The sequence below is a fragment of the Vibrio mediterranei genome (genome assembly GCF_013364395.1).
GTDB classification, from domain to species: domain Bacteria; phylum Pseudomonadota; class Gammaproteobacteria; order Enterobacterales; family Vibrionaceae; genus Vibrio; species Vibrio mediterranei.
The window spans coordinates 1,332,584-1,348,540 of sequence record NZ_JABXGK010000001.1; the positions used below are offsets into that span (position 1 = coordinate 1,332,584).

A 15,957-nucleotide genomic window follows, 5' to 3' on the forward strand; every position below is an offset into this window, starting at 1 on the left:
CTTCTACTGGTACCTCTCAATGCTCAGTTCTGCTAGTTCTAGACAACCATCTGAAGCCATTAACTCGGTTAGAATATCCGCCGAACCACATGCCATCGTCCAGCCTAAGGTGCCGTGTCCTGTATTGGTGTAAAGGTTTTTGATCGATGTTTTGCCAATAATCGGTGTGCCATCTGGTGTCATTGGTCTAAACCCGCTCCAGTATTCCGCTTGAGTAAGGTCTGCGCCCCTAGGAAAAAGGTTGCTGACGACATGGTTGAGTGTGGCAAGTCTCTTGTCGGGAAGTGTTGCATCAAACCCTGCGAGCTCCGCTGTTCCAGCAACACGGATGCGCTCATCAAATCGAGTCACCGCGACTTTGTAGGTTTCGTCCATAATGGTAGAGGTAGGTGCTTGCTCATCATCGATCACCGGAAGTGTTAATGAATAGCCTTTTACCGGATAAATCGGTAGATCAATACCAAGAGGCGCTAACAAAGATTTGGAGTAGCTTCCTAGTGCGACGACGAATCTATCACCTGTTATTGTGCCTTGTGACGTGTTAACCCCCCTGATGCACTGCTTATCAACCTCTAGTTCATTAATATTGGTATCAAATAGGAACTTGACACCTGCTTGCTCCGCCAAGGTTTGTAGTTGCTGGCAAAACAAATAGCAGTCACCGGTCTCATCATCCGGTAGATAAAGCCCGCCGACTAGTTTACCGTTCATATTTTCTAGTCCAGGCTCTTGTTGTAAGCACTGCTGTCTATCGAGTAGTTGAAACTGAGTACCACTCTCTCTGAGTAGCGCCATATCTTTTTCTACAGAATTCAATTGCTCGTGTTTGCGAAAGATCTGCAGTGTGCCTTGCATGCGTCCTTGGTATTGCAGTTGGTATTGTTTATTAAGCTGGGCTAAACAGTCTCTACTGCGATTAGCAATGGTCAACATGCGAGCTTTATTGGTTTTGTAATGACTAAGTTGGCAATTCAACAACATTTGGCTCGCCCAGTGAATCAGTTCAGGGCTTAAGCTAGGCTTTATTTTTAACGGTGCGTGCTGCTCAAAAAGCCATTTGAGTGCTTTTGTGGGAATCCCTGGTGCTGCCCATGGAGAGGAGTAGCCGTAGGAAATTTGTCCCGCATTGGCGAAGCTTGTCTCTTCCGCAGCTCTGGATTGACGGTCGACGACAGTCACCTCAAAGCCAGCTTGAGACAGATACCATGCACTGGTTAACCCAATGACTCCACTTCCTAATACGACGACTTTCACATTCAACTCTCACATTTTTTAATTTTCAGCAACAATGAACGGTTTACATCTAATTAACAATCGATATAAATTGACAATAGATTTTAGTAAAACTAAAGGCTAGGTATGAAATCTGCTGTACTTCATGGTATCAATCTAATTTGTATTGTCGCGCGCCACACCAGCATTACCAGTGCGGCAAAGGAGCTGAATTTGACGGTCGGTGCGGTGAGTCAGCAACTACATCAGATTGAACAACGCTTAGGTTTTACTGTATTTGAACGCCATGCTCGGGGAATTCGGCTCACCGAACGTGGCAACAAACTGGTAGAAGCGGCGAGTCATCATCTATTGTCCATTGAAGAAGCGGTGTTTCAACTAACACGGGTGTCTGAGCGCAAACAGATACGATTAAAACTCACCCCGTCGTTTGCCTTTAAGTGGTTAGTGCCTCGATTGGAGGACTTCTATCGCCGTTATCCCGATGTTCAGATACACACTTTCGCTGAAGGCGCACTCGTTGATAGCGACAGCCGCGATTTTGATGTTGCGATAGATTATGGGCCGATACCTTATAAACGCTCCGATGCAGAATTACTGCTAGAAGAATCACTGATTCCGGTAATGAGTCATGATTACTGGCAGCGTTACCCAGATTTGGCAACTAGCAATAGAGCGTGGGAACAAGTGACACTATTGCATGATCTTATGCCGTGGGAAGGTGCACCTAAAGATTATGAATGGCTGTACTGGGCATCTCAACAGAGTCTGGATTTTGACACCAACCAAGGGCATTTCTTCAATCGTACAGATATGGCGATGTCGGCTGCCGAGGCCGGAGTTGGTATTGCTCTGGCTCGGACAGCCTTGCTAGGAGAAGAAGTCGCGCAAGGGAGGCTAGTTGCACCATTTGATAAGATGGCGGCGAATGCCGGATATTTCGTCATCACCCATACTGACAATCCTTATACGCGACTGTTTAAGAGTTGGCTGCAAGAACAAGTACAGTAAAGTGAGATAAAAGGCTCACCTCACCGTGCGCAGCTGAGGTGAGCAAGAGCATTAAGCCTGTTGGCAATGATAAGTATGATTACCCATGGTAATCAGGTTGTTAAGAATGCGCTCACCATCCGCCCGCAGTCCATTGTGTTCGTATTCATTGGTAATCCAAGCTTTAGCATTAGGCATCAGTGCAAGGGTCTCGCGGCTGATATCCATTTCTACGAACATATCGTCGGCATAAACAGCGCAACTTACTGGAACTGAGTTATTGGCGAGTGTTTCGGCATCATACAGTTTGCCCCAGTCTGATTTCTCTGCCAGCAGATCTGCGGCTTCTTTCAGTGGTTTTAAGCACTCGTATTGTTCAAACATCCAAGGGAAGACCATTTCTCCAGTAAAGTAGAATTCGCTTTCTTCGCCAGAGTAATTGAACTCACTATGCTCTTGACGTACTCGATGTGCAGACCAATTCGAGCTAAAGCCTTGGCAATAAATGGATTCGTGCAGCAAGGCGTAGATAGGGTTAGTTTGAAAACCCTGTTGCATCAACATTTCATTAAGGAACTCATAACGCATAATAGTCTCACCGTTGACCTCAACCAGAGCGTTTTCTAAGTTGTAATAAGTCGGTAAGAAGGTATCACTCATACCAAAATTAATGCCAATCTGTTGAAATTGCTCAACGGTGAAACGCTGGCCATTAGGCAAGTAGACGTCATTATTCATTAGGTGATTGGCAATGTTCTTACAGAGCGTTTGTGCATGAGGGAACTGACGAAAGAATGCCTGATTTTTCTCTCTGGTACGCTTAAATGTCGCTTGATAGACGTCGTCTGGATGACGCGAAATTGATGGTACACCACCTGTGATAAATGAACGCGATAAGCTTTCTGGAAATAAAGAGAGGTAGGTTAATGAACAAAAACCACCAAAGCTTTGACCGAGAGTTGCCCATTGCTTAACACCAAACTGTTTACGAATAGACTCTGCATCGCGAACAATATTGTCCGCTCTAAAATGGCTGAGGTAATCTGCTTGCTGCTGTGGTGTTTGACTTGCCAAGGTTTGATGGCTGATTACGGTGCTGTTTCCGGTGCCTCTTTGGTCCAGTAAAAGTACTTTGTAATCCTGTAAAGCGCGTTTTAACCAACCACTATTGCCATTCGGACGGGGTGAAGGGAACCCGGGACCTCCCTGAAAGTAGACTAGCCACGGCTTGTCTGCCGTGTCATCGACAAGAGTTACTTCTCGCGCAAAGACATTGATATTGCCCTTATTTGGGTGTTGATAATCTAATGGAACAATAAAGTTGTGAGGGGTAAAACGTAAACCTGAGTCGATGAAAGAGGCGGTGTTGACTGTCATATTCGAACTTCCGTGATGAATAGGGAAACTGCTATTTCTGCAATGTCAGAAAATGAGGTAATCGCTATGCGAAGAAACAGCAGTGAAGTAGCACCGACGTTAACGTTTTTGTAATGAAAACGCTAGTGACAATCGAACAAATACAAAGTATCGACGCACAGGTATTAGTTTTCGGTACTTAAACTTGGTGATCGTTTATTTTTCAAACTCAGGCCATCGCGAATATTTAATCCCATAAGCGTTAAGTTGATAAAACCTGCGACAAACTCTATGCCTTGAATCCAATAAAAGGTGTGGTCAAATTGGCCTTTAGAGGCAAGGGTGTGAAGATAGATCGCACAAGGTAGCAGCACCAACATGCCATTAGCTGCAATAAATGGCATCCGCTTTTTCTTTGCTCCAAGCACTCCCTTATTTGCTTTTGGCGCGAGCTTTGAACCAGTGATACCAGCGATTGCCATACAAGGGATCAAAACCCATACGGCAAAGAAAATGGCAGTTTTCACGGTAATCACAGCTTGCTCACTTCCAAACAGCTCGACTAAAACGCTGCTGGTGAAGAATGACAAAATCAAAGCAAAAGCAATGATCGCTGCAGTTCGGTGTAGAGCAGGAATGATAGGTCGCATAGTGGTCAGCCTCGAGTGGTCATCGTATGAATTACGCAAAGATTACACAGCAATTGTTGCAATTGCAACAATTGCTGTGTAAATAAATAATAATAGTCTCGGATGTTAGAGATATGCGCGACGATAGATAACTTTCTGAAATTTAGTTATGTAATAGTGATATGACTAAAACTTGGCAGCTCTTTGTAAATAGCAGGTTTGATATCAAGAAGTGGTGTACTGTTCAGACAGTCTAGTCCGCGTACGAAAATTTGATTCGTTTTAATTCCTTCGATCTCAACTATCGCAGCACCGATAGGGTTTGGTCTATGTGGTGTACGTAGCGCAAATGTCCCTTTGGGGTGATTGGTGTCATCTCCATAGACATCGCATGATCTCTGGGCTTCGTTCAACCAATAAAGCACTAGTATCGAATCACCTTTGTATAGACCTTTTATCCCCTCATTGTAGGCCGGATTGATATGAATAGTACACATTGGACCATCTGTTGGCTGAATGTTGTTGGGACAGTCGCTTATATGTTGATAAGGCGTAGTAATATGCCCGATAGAATCTAAGGTTGGCTTCATTGTTAATATTCCTATTGATGATTGCTAAGCGCGAACTTTGTGTAAAGGAAAATGGTTGCTAGGATAATCGCTCCGCCAACAATGCTGGCGTTAGCCGGTATTTCGTGAAAGAAAGTTAATGCCCAGATGGGGGCCAATACTGTTTCTAACATTAGTGTCATAGATACTTCTGGTGCCGTAATATATCGGGTAGATACCATGGAGAGTACTCGGCCTGCTGGTGCAGTAATTAGTCCCATTAATGCCATAATTAACCAAGTTTCCATGCTATATGCGGAAGGAACATTAAACGGCAGCATTACCAGCGCGAGTAGCATTCCTCCTAAGCCTACCGCAGCGAGACGACTGACGTTTTGGTATTTGCGAAGCAACGTAAACATGAATGACAAGCAAATCACTGAAAACATGGCGAGCAGGTCGCCAAACCAAGTTCCTGTGCTCATAGAGCCAGAGACGACGGTTGCGATTCCTATCATTACACCAAAGATCGCGACCATGGTAGCTTTGCTAATGTGTTCTTTAAGCCATAATCGACTGAATATCGCGGCTATTGCTGGAGTGGTACTAAGAATAATAAAGGTATTGGCAATAGATGTATTTTTAACACTAAAGATGAGGCCTGAAGCACTGCCTACCATAAGTAAACCTGCAACCAATAGTGGCCATCCGCTGGATTGGACCGCTTTTTTTATTCCCCGATTGTCATTCAGTTTCAATACAAGTGGCATAGACACTGCACTAAATAGCCCAAACAGAAATGCGGTGTCGAAACTGCTGACTTGGGCGTAACGAATAAATATCGGGTCAAGACTCATAAGCATTGCTCCTGCGACAGCAAGGGCGAAACCTTTGGCGCGTTTGGATACCGACAAGGATGAATTTCTGGTGATATTGGACATGAAAACCTCTAATTTAAAAATCATACTGCTCAGTATGATTTTTAAATTATCTTGTGTCAATAGTGATCATACTCTAGAGTATGATTGGTATTTCAGAGCTGAGAGTAGGGCATGAGTAAGATTGAACAAAATCGCGAGAAGAAACGTCGCGCTATTATGGAAGGTGCGCAAAGCATTTTTCTGTCAGAGGGTTACAGCATGGCAAGTATGGATGCGGTAGCCAGTAAGGCGGGAGTGACTAAACAAACCTTGTATCGTTACTTCCCTTCAAAGATGGACTTGTTTGATGCGACGTTGCGATTCATTGGTGAAAGTAACAACGCTCAGTTTTCTTACTATCTCAAAGAGCCTGATACAACCCATGCATTGTTAGAATTTGGCTACGCATTTGTTCGATTTCATTTTTCAAATGATCATCTTGCAACGCTGCGACTCCTTATTGCAGAGCAAGCACAAGCGCCAGAGATCGTTGACCGTTTCTTTGCACTTGGTTCAGACGAATCTGATGAACAGTTGAAACAGTTCTTCGAGACGCGCTTTGGCGTGCAGAATGCTGGAACGTTAGTGGACTTGTGGACGGGTATGCTACTTGCGCCAAGAATGAGTATTTTACTTGGCCGACAAGATATGGACGAAAGTGAAATTCGAGTGCATGTAGCGTCGGCAACGACCTTATTGTTAGACGCAATTATCGAGAATAGGGAATGTTCGAAGGGTAACTGATAGCCTAGATTTAACTATCAGTTCCTATCACAATGCGTCGGGCTAGTTTGGATAGCAGACAATATTCTGAAATACCGCCCTCTCGGTTACGGCTTTATAACCGTGTGGCTGATCGCTATAAAAGCGTAAACTTTCACCCTGTGCGACGGCATGCCACTTATCTTCAAAAAAAACCTCGAGGTTGCCTTCCAACACAATGATATGCTCAATGACGCCTACGCTGTGAGGTGAAGACAGTTGGCAATGGTGCTGAGCTAGCGTAATTTCAAACATTTCCATGTTGGTGTCGCTGGTATAGGGAAATAGGGTATTGACCAGCATGTTTTCATCTTCTGGGAACGTCATTTCGCTGTCACGTAGCACAGGGTCGTTTGCGAAGAACCCAGAAAAGGACGCCTCCAAACCACTAGAAATTTTCCATAGTGTCGAAATTGTGGGGCTTGATTCCCCCCTTTCTATCTGTCCCAGCATAGCTTTGGAGACGCCAGTTAGCTTGGCAGTTGCGTCTAAGCTCAATCCTTTGTGTTTTCTGATTTGCTTTAAGTGCGCCGCGATTTGCGATTTAAAAACGGTGTCGTTCATAGGGTTCTCTTATTGTGCGTTATAACGCACAGTGGTACTCTTAGGTTTGTGCGTTATCACGCACAAGAATAGCACTATTGATGAAATAAGGAACTAACATGAAAGGAATCTTTAGTTTGAGTCATGTCTCTGCGGGCTTTACTGCGGTATTAGTTGGCTATACCAGTTCTGTGGTCATCATCATTCAAGCTGCGACGCAATCTGGCGCAAGCCCAGTTCAAATCGAAAGCTGGCTGTTGGTTCTAGGCGTAATGATGGGGCTAACCTCAATAGGTCTGTCATGGTTTTACAAAATGCCTATTCTCACCGCGTGGTCGACACCAGGGGCGGCGATGTTAGTTGTGTCAGCAGGGGAGTACCAGTTAAGTGAGGCGATAGGTGCCTTTGTGGTTTCTGGTTTAATGATTACCGTGACAGGGCTGATTGGTCCCCTTAGTGAAGCCTTAAAGCGAATTCCTTCATCACTTGGCACTGCAATGTTGGCGGCCATTCTGTTACCTTTCTGTCTTAAAGGCTTTGAACCACTTCAGACGTCACCAATCTTGTTTATCATCATGTTCCTGACGTATCTGCTGGCAAAGCACTTTGTTCCCAGGTATGCCATGCTGCTCCTTCTTTCGGTAGCATTAATCTGTGCATGGTTTGTTACGCCGCATGACGCTGTCGAGTTTCAAATAGCGATGGCTAAGCCTGTTTGGATGCCGGTAACTTTTGATGTATCCGCGTTACTCAATCTTGCGCTACCGCTTTATCTTATCACTATGATTTCTCAAAACTTGCCTGGTGTTGCGATGATGAAGAGTTATCACTATCAAACACCAGTGAAGTCGTCGTTAATTACCACTGGTGTTGCAAATATGATTTTCGCTCCTTTCGGTGGTTTTAGTGCTAACTTGGCAGCGATTTCAGCGGCTATCTGCATGAACGACTCAGTGGATGCCGACAAGAATCAGCGGTATAAAGCGGTAATATGGGCCGGTGTGTTTTATCTCGCTGCCGGTTTGTTCGCGACGTCTGTGGTTGCTCTTTTTATCGCACTGCCAGCTGATATTACCAGTATGTTAGCCAGTTTTGCCTTGTTGGGAACGTTATTGATGTGTTTACACTCGGCATTTATGACTGAAGAGTACCGAGAGGCGGCATTATTAACTTTCTTGATGACCCTTTCGGGCGTTAGTTTCTTAGGCATTAGCTCAACCTTGCTTGGCTTAGCAGTAGGGTTGATTTATAGCCGCTTTACGCGTCACGCCTAATAAAAACCCGCACTCGTTTATTCGAGTACGGGTTTAATAAGTTCATGAAGAACTATACCTTAGTGTGATTTAGTTCGCTTGATCGCGTCTAACCAACCGGCGTACAACGCTTCTCTTTCATTTCGCTCTATTTGCGGACTAAAGGTACGCTCGATTTCTTTCTTGTCAGCAAGCTCGTCTTGGTTTTGCCAAAAACCAACTGCGAGACCAGCTAGCATTGCCGCACCTAAAGCGGTTGATTCTCTGACAACCGGACGAACGACTTTGCTACCCATAATATCGGACTGGAACTGCATCAGGAAATCGTTAGCAACGGCGCCGCCGTCAACGCGAATTTGGCTTAGCTTGATACCTGAGTCCTCTTCCATGGCAAGTAAGACATCCCGACTTTGATAAGCGATGGACTCAAGAGCTGCGCGGATAATGTGGTTGCGGTTCGTGCCGCGTGTTAATCCCGTCAAAGTGCCACGTGCGTGTGGGTCCCAATAAGGCGCACCTAGACCAACAAATGCAGGTACAAGATACACGCCGTTGGAGTCATCGACTTTCTCTGCAAAGTACTGAGTATCTTGAGCATCTTGGATGAGTCCTAGCTCATCACGCAGCCATTGAATCGTTGCGCCACCCATGAACACACTACCTTCGAGCGCATAAGTGATCTCATTGCCAACTTTATATCCAATGGTAGTGAGCAAACCGTGTTTCGAAGCGATGGGCTTGTCGCCAGTGTTCATAAGTAAGAAACAGCCAGTGCCATAGGTGTTTTTGACCATGCCTTTCTTAAAGCACTGCTGACCAAATAGGGCGGCTTGTTGGTCTCCTGCGATACCACTGATAGGAATGTCTTCAGTCCCTCCGCCAATATGGGCGTAACCATAGACTTCGCTGCTCGATTTAACTTCAGGTAACATGGATTTTGGAATGTTGAAGATATCGAGTAGTTTCTCATCCCATTTTAGGGTATGGATATTGAACAGCATACTGCGTGATGCGTTACTTACGTCTGTAACGTGAGACTTACCGTGGGTCAGTTTCCAGATTAACCAAGTATCCACAGTACCGAATAGTAATTCGCCTTTCTCCGCGCGTTCTCGTGCACCTTCAACATTGTCGAGAATCCATGCAATCTTAGAACCAGAAAAATAAGCATCTACCACTAAACCTGTCGTGTCACGAATGTAGTCTTCATGGCCGTCGGCTTTTAACTTTTCACAAAAATCGGCCGTACGGCGGCACTGCCAGACAATAGCATTGTAGACAGGATGCCCCGTCTCTTTTTCCCATACAATGGTGGTCTCACGCTGGTTGGTGATACCAATCGCAGCGACTTCTTCGTTAGCAATGTCAGACTGAGCTAATACTTCAGTAAGGGAAGAGCGCTGTGTGGCCCAGATTTCCATCGGGTCATGTTCTACCCAACCGGGCTTAGGATAAATTTGAGTGAATTCGCGCTGAGCAGCACTGATCGTATTCGCGTCATGATCAAAAATAATAGCTCGGGAGCTAGTCGTTCCTTGATCTAGTGCGACGACGACTTTCTTCTTACTTTCCATATCTTTCTCGTTATTTCTTTATGCTTTTTCGCTGTCATCGCGAAATGTTCGTTTCCGCACACTGTAGTGTTCGAAATGTCAAATATACATGAAATTAATGTTAATGAACTTTCCGGCGTATTGCAAAGGTTGAGTTCTCATTCCTTGATTTATCTTGGTTTAATGAAACTTTCGTGAAAGGTGTAAAAAATACTCGATCTTTTCGTTTATGATGATTATATTGTATCTAAACGAACATAAACGCGCATTTGCGAATAAAGAGCTGGACGAGGAAACTATGAGTGTAACCAATAAAGTGTATGATTTAGTCGTAATAGGAGGCGGCATTAACGGCGTCGCAGTTGCAGCTGATGCAGCAGGGCGTGGCTTGAAAGTCGCACTTTATGAAATGAACGATTTGGCTTCGGCTACGTCTTCGGCAAGTAGTAAACTCATTCATGGTGGCTTACGTTATCTTGAGCATTATGAGTTTCGTTTAGTTTCGGAAGCTCTTGCAGAGCGTGAAGTCTTGCTCAAAAATGCACCGCACCTTGTTTCTCCACTTCGTTTCCAATTACCCCACCGACCTCATTTGCGCCCAGCTTGGATGATAAGAACGGGGTTGTTCCTATACGATAACTTGGGCAAGCGTGTTTCTTTGCCTGGTAGTCATAGTGTGAAGTTTAAGGGCGAGCAAAGTCCGCTATTACCAGAAATGAAAGTAGGCTTCGAATATTCGGATTGTGCCGTTGACGATGCGCGTTTGGTTGTCACTAATGCCAAGTTAGCTGAAGAGAAAGGTGCGGATATTTTCACTCGCTCAAAATGTGTTAAAGCCGAACGCTCTGGTGAAGCATGGCGTGTGGATATCGAGAACACGCTGACAGGTGAAGTGAATTCAATACAAACCAAAGCACTTGTAAATGCCGCAGGTCCTTGGGTTGACCGTTTCTTCGGCAGTCAATTGGCTATGCCATCGCCGAGAGGTATTCGTCTAGTAAAAGGAAGCCATATAGTGGTTCCTAAGATGTACGATGGTAATCATGCATTTATTCTGCAAAACGAAGATAAACGAATTGTGTTTGTGATTCCTTACATGGATAAATACTCGGTGGTAGGTACCACAGATGTAGAGTATCAAGGTGACCCAAGCAAAGTTAAAATTGATGATAACGAAATTGCTTACTTGTGCGATATCGTTAACCAACACTTTACGACTAAAATTTCACCTGAAGATGTGATTTCTGATTGGTCTGGTGTTCGTCCGCTATGTGATGATGAATCAGACGACCCGCAAGCAGTAACACGTGATTATACGATCGAGCTTGATGATCAAATGGACGATGCTCCGCTCTTATCTATTTTTGGTGGCAAGCTGACAACGTATCGCAAACTTGGTCAGGCAGCGGTGGATAAACTTGCTCCATTCTTCCCTCATATGGGACAGGCTTGGACTCGTGAAGCAATTCTACCTGGTGGTAATTTCTCTAATCGTGATCATTTAGAGCAGCAGCTCGCTTCTCAGTACTCATGGCTAGACAGTGGCATTATAAAGCGATGGGTCAGAGCATACGGTACACGTATTAGTCAGTTCCTTGAAGGTAAATCTAGTGTTGATGAGCTGGGTACGGATTTTGGACACGGCCTGTATCAAGCAGAGGTTGATTACTTAGTGCAGCAAGAATGGGCTGTATCAGTAGACGATGTTCTTTGGAGGCGAAGCAAGCTCGGTTTAGAGTTTGAAGTGGAGCAAGTCGAACAACTTAGCGATTATCTCGGCGCATCACTTGCAAAAAAGAATGGTGTGAATCTTAAACGTGTTAGCTAGTCTTTTATAAGATTCACCATTGATCGCTCTAAACGAACAGCGCCCTTGAGTAAGGGCGCTGTTCCGTTATTGGTTAAGTCGTTTGGCCTTTCGAAACGAAACCATCGAACTTAGGCGATAAAAAACTAATGAAGCAAGTAACAATAAACAGCCGAATACTTTGTTAATGGGCATCGGCTCGGAATAGATAAGCACACTTAGAATTAACGTCCACACTGGTTCTAGAAGCATCAATAGTGCTGCATTTGTCGGATTAGCTAGTTTCTGACCCGTTGTTTGCATTAAGTACCGTAAGCTAGTTGCAAGTAAAACGCTCAGTGCAAACCACTTCCAAGTGATCAACGAAATATGTTCAGGCCAAGTTTCGACACTGAGGGAAAGAATAATACCTATACAACCAGTTGAAAACAGTTGCAAGGTTGTCAGCAGCATAGGTGACAACTGTGCTGAATACTTGCTATTGAAGTTAAAGTGGAGCGCCAATCCAACAGCGGACGCCAAAAACCAAAGCTGGCTAGGGTCGGTTTGCCAACTTCCTTTCCAAGACAACAGAAACAATCCTGCGGCTGCAATTGGAAGTGACAGCCAAAAAGCACGGATTGGCTTTGTTTTAAATAGTACCCAAGCGACTATTGGGACAAACAGCATCGACAGGCTCATGATGAATGCGCCTTCGCCTAAGGTATCACTGATAGAAATTGCATGAATCCAGCAAAAGATAGCGCTTCCTAAGAAACAACCTACACTCATCGCTCGAAGACAGTCTCCTAATGAGGCTGCTTTAAGCGCTCGCATACAGAATGGAAGTAAAATTAACGACGCAAAGATAAACCGCAAACCAATAAAGCCGAATGGCGGAAGACCCTGAATGGCTTCTTTCGAAAACACCCAACCAGCCCCTGCAAGCAATGTGGTAAAGACCAGAATAAATTCAGCGCGATATTTGACGTGCATAAAGTGGACTCTTTTTTTTGCTCATTCTGCGCTATTTTTGCCGGATAGACCATAGTAGAACCGAGCGGAATTATTGATATATCTGATAAATAGAATTACTAATTTGATGGTGATTGCCTTCACCCTTAACGTTTGCAGCAATATTTGGGATTAGTTTACAAATGCTACTATATTCATATCTAGAGTAAGTAATATCCGAAAAGGAGAAAGTGATGTCGTTCATTGCCTATAGTAATGAAACTCACACCGTTATCGAAGTTGACGCGCCGCACTTTGATGCTAAAACTGTCCCGAGTTTTCGACAATGTATCGATGGTTTAGATGATTCATTAAATCGGTGCATGTTATTGGACTTAACCAGTGTGACGTTTATGGACAGCAGTGCGTTAGGAGCGCTGATGGCGCTGCGAAAAACCCATCAATGTGACACCATATGCCTTATCACTGAGAGTGTACCTGTTCTCCAATTGTTAAAAGTTACCAAAGTAGATCAGTTAGTTACCGTCTATCCCGACCTTGAACAAGCGATAACTGCGAACTAGTTATCACTTTGCTTGCATAACGTACAAAAATAAGTCAAATCGTAGGGCCAACATATTGTTTTTGTTGACGCGAAACCGCTTGTCATACACACTTACTGTCAACATTTCGTGACACTTTCTATAGGAAGACAAAGTGCGTTTAGAGGTTTTTTGCGAAGATAGACTGGGGCTCACGCGCGAGCTATTGGACATTCTTGCGTCCAATAGTATTGATTTGCGTGGCATTGAAATCGATATATCTGGGATTATCTACTTGAACTGTCCAGATATTGATTTCGAGACGTTTAGGGACTTAATGGCCGAAATTCGCCGAATTTCCGGAGTGAAAGACGTCCGAAAGATCCAGTTTATGCCTAGCGAACGACACAATACAGAACTCGTGTCACTGCTCACCAATTTACCTTATCCGGTATTGTCAATTGACCTTAAAGGGGCGATTGATATGGCTAACCATGCAGCTTTGAAATTACTTGCGAAAAGCGAAGAAGAAGCCATTGGTCAGTTAATCTCTCATCTATTACCAAGCTTTAACTTCACCAAGTGGATTGAAGGAGAGATCTCCCGACAGAAACAAGCCATTGTTATTGATGGTTTAGATTACACCATGGAAATCCTACCGGTTTACATTACTGGCGAGTCGAATGAAACTTTATTAGCCAGTGCGGTTATGAGTATCCACCCAACTACAACCTCAAGTGCGCCCGAGGTACTTGCCGACAGCAATTCGCTAGGGTTTGAGCACTTTGTTGGCGTATCGAACCGTCACAAAGCTCTGATGAGTCAAGCGAAAAAGCTAGCTATGTTAGACCAACCGCTGCTGATTGAAGGCGAAACGGGTACCGGTAAAGAAATGCTAGCGAAAGCTTGCCATAATCGTTCTAATCGTGCTTCTAATCCCTTTTTGGTATTGAGCTGCGCATCGATGCCTGATGATGTTGCAGAAACGGAACTGTTTGGTCACGCTCCTGGTTCATTTAATCATGAACATGGTCACAAAGGTATTTTCGAGCAAGCTAATGGCGGTACTGTGCTATTGGATGAAATCGGTGAAATGAGCCCTCACTTACAAATCAAATTGCTGCGTTTCTTACAAGATGGCACCTTTAGACGCGTAGGGGAAGAGCACGAAGTACACGTTGATGTGCGTATTATTGCATCGACTCGCTATAATCTGGCGGATCTGGCAGAGCAAGGTGCATTCCGAGAAGATCTCTATTACCGATTAAATGTTTTGACGCTTACTATTCCTCCCCTGCGCGAGAGAGCTAGTGATATCGCACCGCTATTGGATTTGTTTGTCGCAAAACATAGCAATAAGCTAGGCATCGCCAAGCCTGATATTGATGAGGAACTCGTGAAGTCTCTCAGCAACTATCCATGGCCAGGCAATATGCGTCAGCTAGACAATATGGTGTTGCGTGCGTTGACACAGGTAACGGGGTCAACATTGGAGCTAGAAGACTTTAATTTGCCTAAGTTGGAAAGTGTGAACTCCGGCTCTGTTAATCTAAACATCGATGGTTCTCTCGATGACATCATGAAGGACTATGAATCACGTGTACTTGAAAAACTCTATCAGTCCTTCCCATCAAGTCGTAAGTTAGCTAAGCGTCTTAATGTGTCACATACCTCCATTGCCAATAAGCTACGTGATTACAATATCAGGAAGAATTAATGGAAGATCTTAGCTCGGCGGTGCAGCTGCACCGTCGCGAAGGGAATGTTCTAGTGAGAACGGCTAAGCCCTCTGATGCTTACACGATTGCTCAGTATTTTCGGGATAACAAGACCTTTCTCAAACCTTGGGAACCAAAACGAGATGCCGACTTTTATAAAGTCGACTCGTGGGCAGCCAAATTGGTGAAGTTAGAAGAGTTGCACCGTTTGGGGCTAGCGTATTACTGCTTAATTTTTGATGCGGAAACGAACCAGATGCAGGGGACGATCTCGTTTAGCAGCTTGATACGTTTTCCATTTCACTCATGCAACCTCGGTTACTCTTTAGCAGAAAATGCACAAGGCCATGGCTATATGCGCCGTGCGTTGAAGTTAGCGATACCGTATATGTTCGATGTGCAAAACATGCATCGTATTGCCGCATCATATATGCCTAGAAATGTTCGCAGTGAAGCGGTATTAAACGCGATGGGCTTCACACGGGAAGGTTTTGCTAAAGACTATCTTTTAATTGATGATAAATGGGAAGATCACGTGTTAACGTCGTTGATTAACCCTAATTGGAAGCCATCCTAATGACTAGACTTGAGCAGCAACTCAACTTATTGATGGAACTTGATAAGTTAAAAGCCGTTTTGCGCCGAACTCGAGTTCGATGTGCGGATGGTCGTTTCGAAAATAGTGCCGAGCACAGTTGGCACGTCGCCATGATGGCGTTGCTGTTGCAAGAGCATGCTAACGAACCTGTCGATATTGCAAAAGTCGTCAAAATGCTTTTGTTACACGACATGGTTGAAATCGATGCTGGCGATACTTTTGTTTACGACACCGCCGCATATGAAACGCAGCAGCAAACTGAACTTGAAGCCGCCAAGCGTTTGTTTGGTATGTTGCCCGATGACCAAGGAGAGGCATTATTTTCGGTTTGGTGCGAGTTTGAGGCAGCAGAATCGGCTGAGGCCAGATTTGCTAAGGCGTTAGATAGACTTATCCCGATGTTATTGAACTACCATAATGATGGTCAAAGCTGGATCGAAAACAATGTTAGCAAACAACAAGTGATGCAAGTGAACCAACGTATAGAAAAAGGTTCACAAGTGCTTTGGGATAAAGCAAAATTGCTGATAGAAGAAGCCACAGAAAATGGCTGGTTAAGAAATTAGGAGACT

16 protein-coding genes are annotated in these 15,957 nt (G+C 44.4%); 8 read left to right on the top strand and 8 right to left on the bottom strand.

Features of this window, described 5'->3' with window-relative positions; translation table 11 throughout:
* Positions 1-3 precede the first annotated feature (3 nt).
* On the bottom strand, positions 4-1,254 hold the full coding sequence (locus tag HOP38_RS06310; RefSeq protein WP_198557682.1) for a D-amino acid dehydrogenase: 1,251 nt from the start codon (positions 1,252-1,254) through the stop codon (positions 4-6).
* Positions 1,255-1,359: 105 nt separating this feature from the next.
* On the opposite strand from HOP38_RS06310, the gene HOP38_RS06315 reads away from it, so the two are divergent.
* Positions 1,360-2,244, top strand: coding sequence for a LysR substrate-binding domain-containing protein (locus HOP38_RS06315; protein ID WP_198557683.1), 885 nt, complete (start codon positions 1,360-1,362; stop codon positions 2,242-2,244).
* A 51-nt stretch (positions 2,245-2,295) separates the two neighbouring features.
* On the opposite strand, the gene HOP38_RS06320 is transcribed toward HOP38_RS06315, so the two are convergent.
* The 4 genes from HOP38_RS06320 to HOP38_RS06335 all read right to left on the bottom strand — a co-directional run bounded on the left by HOP38_RS06320 (position 2,296) and on the right by HOP38_RS06335 (position 5,697).
* Positions 2,296-3,600 (bottom strand): alpha/beta fold hydrolase, encoded by a 1,305-nt coding sequence (locus HOP38_RS06320; RefSeq protein ID WP_198557684.1) that lies wholly within the window; start codon positions 3,598-3,600, stop codon positions 2,296-2,298.
* A gap of 164 nt (positions 3,601-3,764) precedes the next feature.
* Positions 3,765-4,229, bottom strand: coding sequence for a hypothetical protein (locus HOP38_RS06325; RefSeq protein WP_198557685.1), 465 nt, complete (start codon positions 4,227-4,229; stop codon positions 3,765-3,767).
* 146 nt (positions 4,230-4,375) lie between these two features.
* Positions 4,376-4,798, bottom strand: a complete 423-nt coding sequence (tsaA, locus tag HOP38_RS06330; RefSeq protein ID WP_006072273.1) for a tRNA (N6-threonylcarbamoyladenosine(37)-N6)-methyltransferase TrmO — start codon at positions 4,796-4,798, stop codon at positions 4,376-4,378.
* 11 nt (positions 4,799-4,809) lie between these two features.
* Complete coding sequence (locus HOP38_RS06335; protein WP_198557686.1) at positions 4,810-5,697, bottom strand: DMT family transporter; 888 nt, start codon at positions 5,695-5,697, stop codon at positions 4,810-4,812.
* A gap of 111 nt (positions 5,698-5,808) precedes the next feature.
* Here HOP38_RS06335 and HOP38_RS06340 point away from each other — a divergent pair, with 111 nt between their 5' ends.
* A complete protein-coding gene (locus HOP38_RS06340) occupies positions 5,809-6,420 on the top strand; it encodes a TetR/AcrR family transcriptional regulator (protein ID WP_124940999.1) in 612 nt (203 codons plus the stop codon).
* Between the two features lie 42 nt (positions 6,421-6,462).
* On the opposite strand, the gene HOP38_RS06345 is transcribed toward HOP38_RS06340, so the two are convergent.
* Entirely contained in the window at positions 6,463-7,002 is a 540-nt protein-coding gene (locus HOP38_RS06345; RefSeq protein WP_171388697.1) for a helix-turn-helix domain-containing protein, read from the bottom strand.
* A gap of 98 nt (positions 7,003-7,100) precedes the next feature.
* Between HOP38_RS06345 and HOP38_RS06350 the strand changes: the two genes are divergently transcribed.
* Complete coding sequence (locus HOP38_RS06350) at positions 7,101-8,255, top strand: benzoate/H(+) symporter BenE family transporter (protein WP_124941001.1); 1,155 nt, start codon at positions 7,101-7,103, stop codon at positions 8,253-8,255.
* 59 nt (positions 8,256-8,314) lie between these two features.
* On the opposite strand, the gene glpK is transcribed toward HOP38_RS06350, so the two are convergent.
* Entirely contained in the window at positions 8,315-9,808 is a 1,494-nt protein-coding gene (gene glpK, locus HOP38_RS06355) for a glycerol kinase GlpK (RefSeq protein WP_198557687.1), read from the bottom strand.
* Between the two features lie 277 nt (positions 9,809-10,085).
* On the opposite strand from glpK, the gene glpD reads away from it, so the two are divergent.
* Positions 10,086-11,615, top strand: coding sequence for a glycerol-3-phosphate dehydrogenase (gene glpD / locus HOP38_RS06360; protein ID WP_038222546.1), 1,530 nt, complete (start codon positions 10,086-10,088; stop codon positions 11,613-11,615).
* Positions 11,616-11,681: 66 nt separating this feature from the next.
* Here the strand turns inward: glpD and HOP38_RS06365 are convergent, their stop codons facing one another.
* Positions 11,682-12,569 (bottom strand): DMT family transporter, encoded by an 888-nt coding sequence (locus HOP38_RS06365; RefSeq protein WP_006072283.1) that lies wholly within the window; start codon positions 12,567-12,569, stop codon positions 11,682-11,684.
* Positions 12,570-12,781: 212 nt separating this feature from the next.
* Here HOP38_RS06365 and HOP38_RS06370 point away from each other — a divergent pair, with 212 nt between their 5' ends.
* From HOP38_RS06370 to HOP38_RS06385, 4 genes are all read left to right on the top strand, one after another.
* Entirely contained in the window at positions 12,782-13,111 is a 330-nt protein-coding gene (locus tag HOP38_RS06370; protein WP_006072285.1) for an STAS domain-containing protein, read from the top strand.
* Between the two features lie 133 nt (positions 13,112-13,244).
* A complete protein-coding gene (gene tyrR, locus HOP38_RS06375; protein WP_038228270.1) occupies positions 13,245-14,786 on the top strand; it encodes a transcriptional regulator TyrR in 1,542 nt (513 codons plus the stop codon).
* Positions 14,786-15,364, top strand: coding sequence for a ribosomal protein S5-alanine N-acetyltransferase (gene rimJ, locus HOP38_RS06380; RefSeq protein ID WP_006072288.1), 579 nt, complete (start codon positions 14,786-14,788; stop codon positions 15,362-15,364). The genes tyrR and rimJ overlap by 1 nt, the downstream gene beginning before the upstream one ends.
* On the top strand, positions 15,364-15,951 hold the full coding sequence (locus HOP38_RS06385; RefSeq protein WP_006072290.1) for an HD domain-containing protein: 588 nt from the start codon (positions 15,364-15,366) through the stop codon (positions 15,949-15,951). The genes rimJ and HOP38_RS06385 overlap by 1 nt, the downstream gene beginning before the upstream one ends.
* Positions 15,952-15,957 lie beyond the last annotated feature (6 nt).

Bases quoted from the DNA above. Each gene is read 5' to 3' on its own strand.
- HOP38_RS06315 (WP_198557683.1), top strand. From the start codon at position 1,360: ATGAAATCTGCTGTACTTCATGGTATCAATCTAATTTGTATTGTCGCG.
- HOP38_RS06320 (WP_198557684.1), bottom strand. From the start codon at position 3,600: ATGACAGTCAACACCGCCTCTTTCATCGACTCAGGTTTACGTTTTACC.
- HOP38_RS06325 (WP_198557685.1), bottom strand. From the start codon at position 4,229: ATGCGACCTATCATTCCTGCTCTACACCGAACTGCAGCGATCATTGCT.
- tsaA (WP_006072273.1), bottom strand. From the start codon at position 4,798: ATGAAGCCAACCTTAGATTCTATCGGGCATATTACTACGCCTTATCAA.
- HOP38_RS06335 (WP_198557686.1), bottom strand. From the start codon at position 5,697: ATGTCCAATATCACCAGAAATTCATCCTTGTCGGTATCCAAACGCGCC.
- HOP38_RS06340 (WP_124940999.1), top strand. From the start codon at position 5,809: ATGAGTAAGATTGAACAAAATCGCGAGAAGAAACGTCGCGCTATTATG.
- HOP38_RS06345 (WP_171388697.1), bottom strand. From the start codon at position 7,002: ATGAACGACACCGTTTTTAAATCGCAAATCGCGGCGCACTTAAAGCAA.
- HOP38_RS06350 (WP_124941001.1), top strand. From the start codon at position 7,101: ATGAAAGGAATCTTTAGTTTGAGTCATGTCTCTGCGGGCTTTACTGCG.
- glpK (WP_198557687.1), bottom strand. From the start codon at position 9,808: ATGGAAAGTAAGAAGAAAGTCGTCGTCGCACTAGATCAAGGAACGACT.
- glpD (WP_038222546.1), top strand. From the start codon at position 10,086: ATGAGTGTAACCAATAAAGTGTATGATTTAGTCGTAATAGGAGGCGGC.
- HOP38_RS06365 (WP_006072283.1), bottom strand. From the start codon at position 12,569: ATGCACGTCAAATATCGCGCTGAATTTATTCTGGTCTTTACCACATTG.
- HOP38_RS06370 (WP_006072285.1), top strand. From the start codon at position 12,782: ATGTCGTTCATTGCCTATAGTAATGAAACTCACACCGTTATCGAAGTT.
- rimJ (WP_006072288.1), top strand. From the start codon at position 14,786: ATGGAAGATCTTAGCTCGGCGGTGCAGCTGCACCGTCGCGAAGGGAAT.
- HOP38_RS06385 (WP_006072290.1), top strand. From the start codon at position 15,364: ATGACTAGACTTGAGCAGCAACTCAACTTATTGATGGAACTTGATAAG.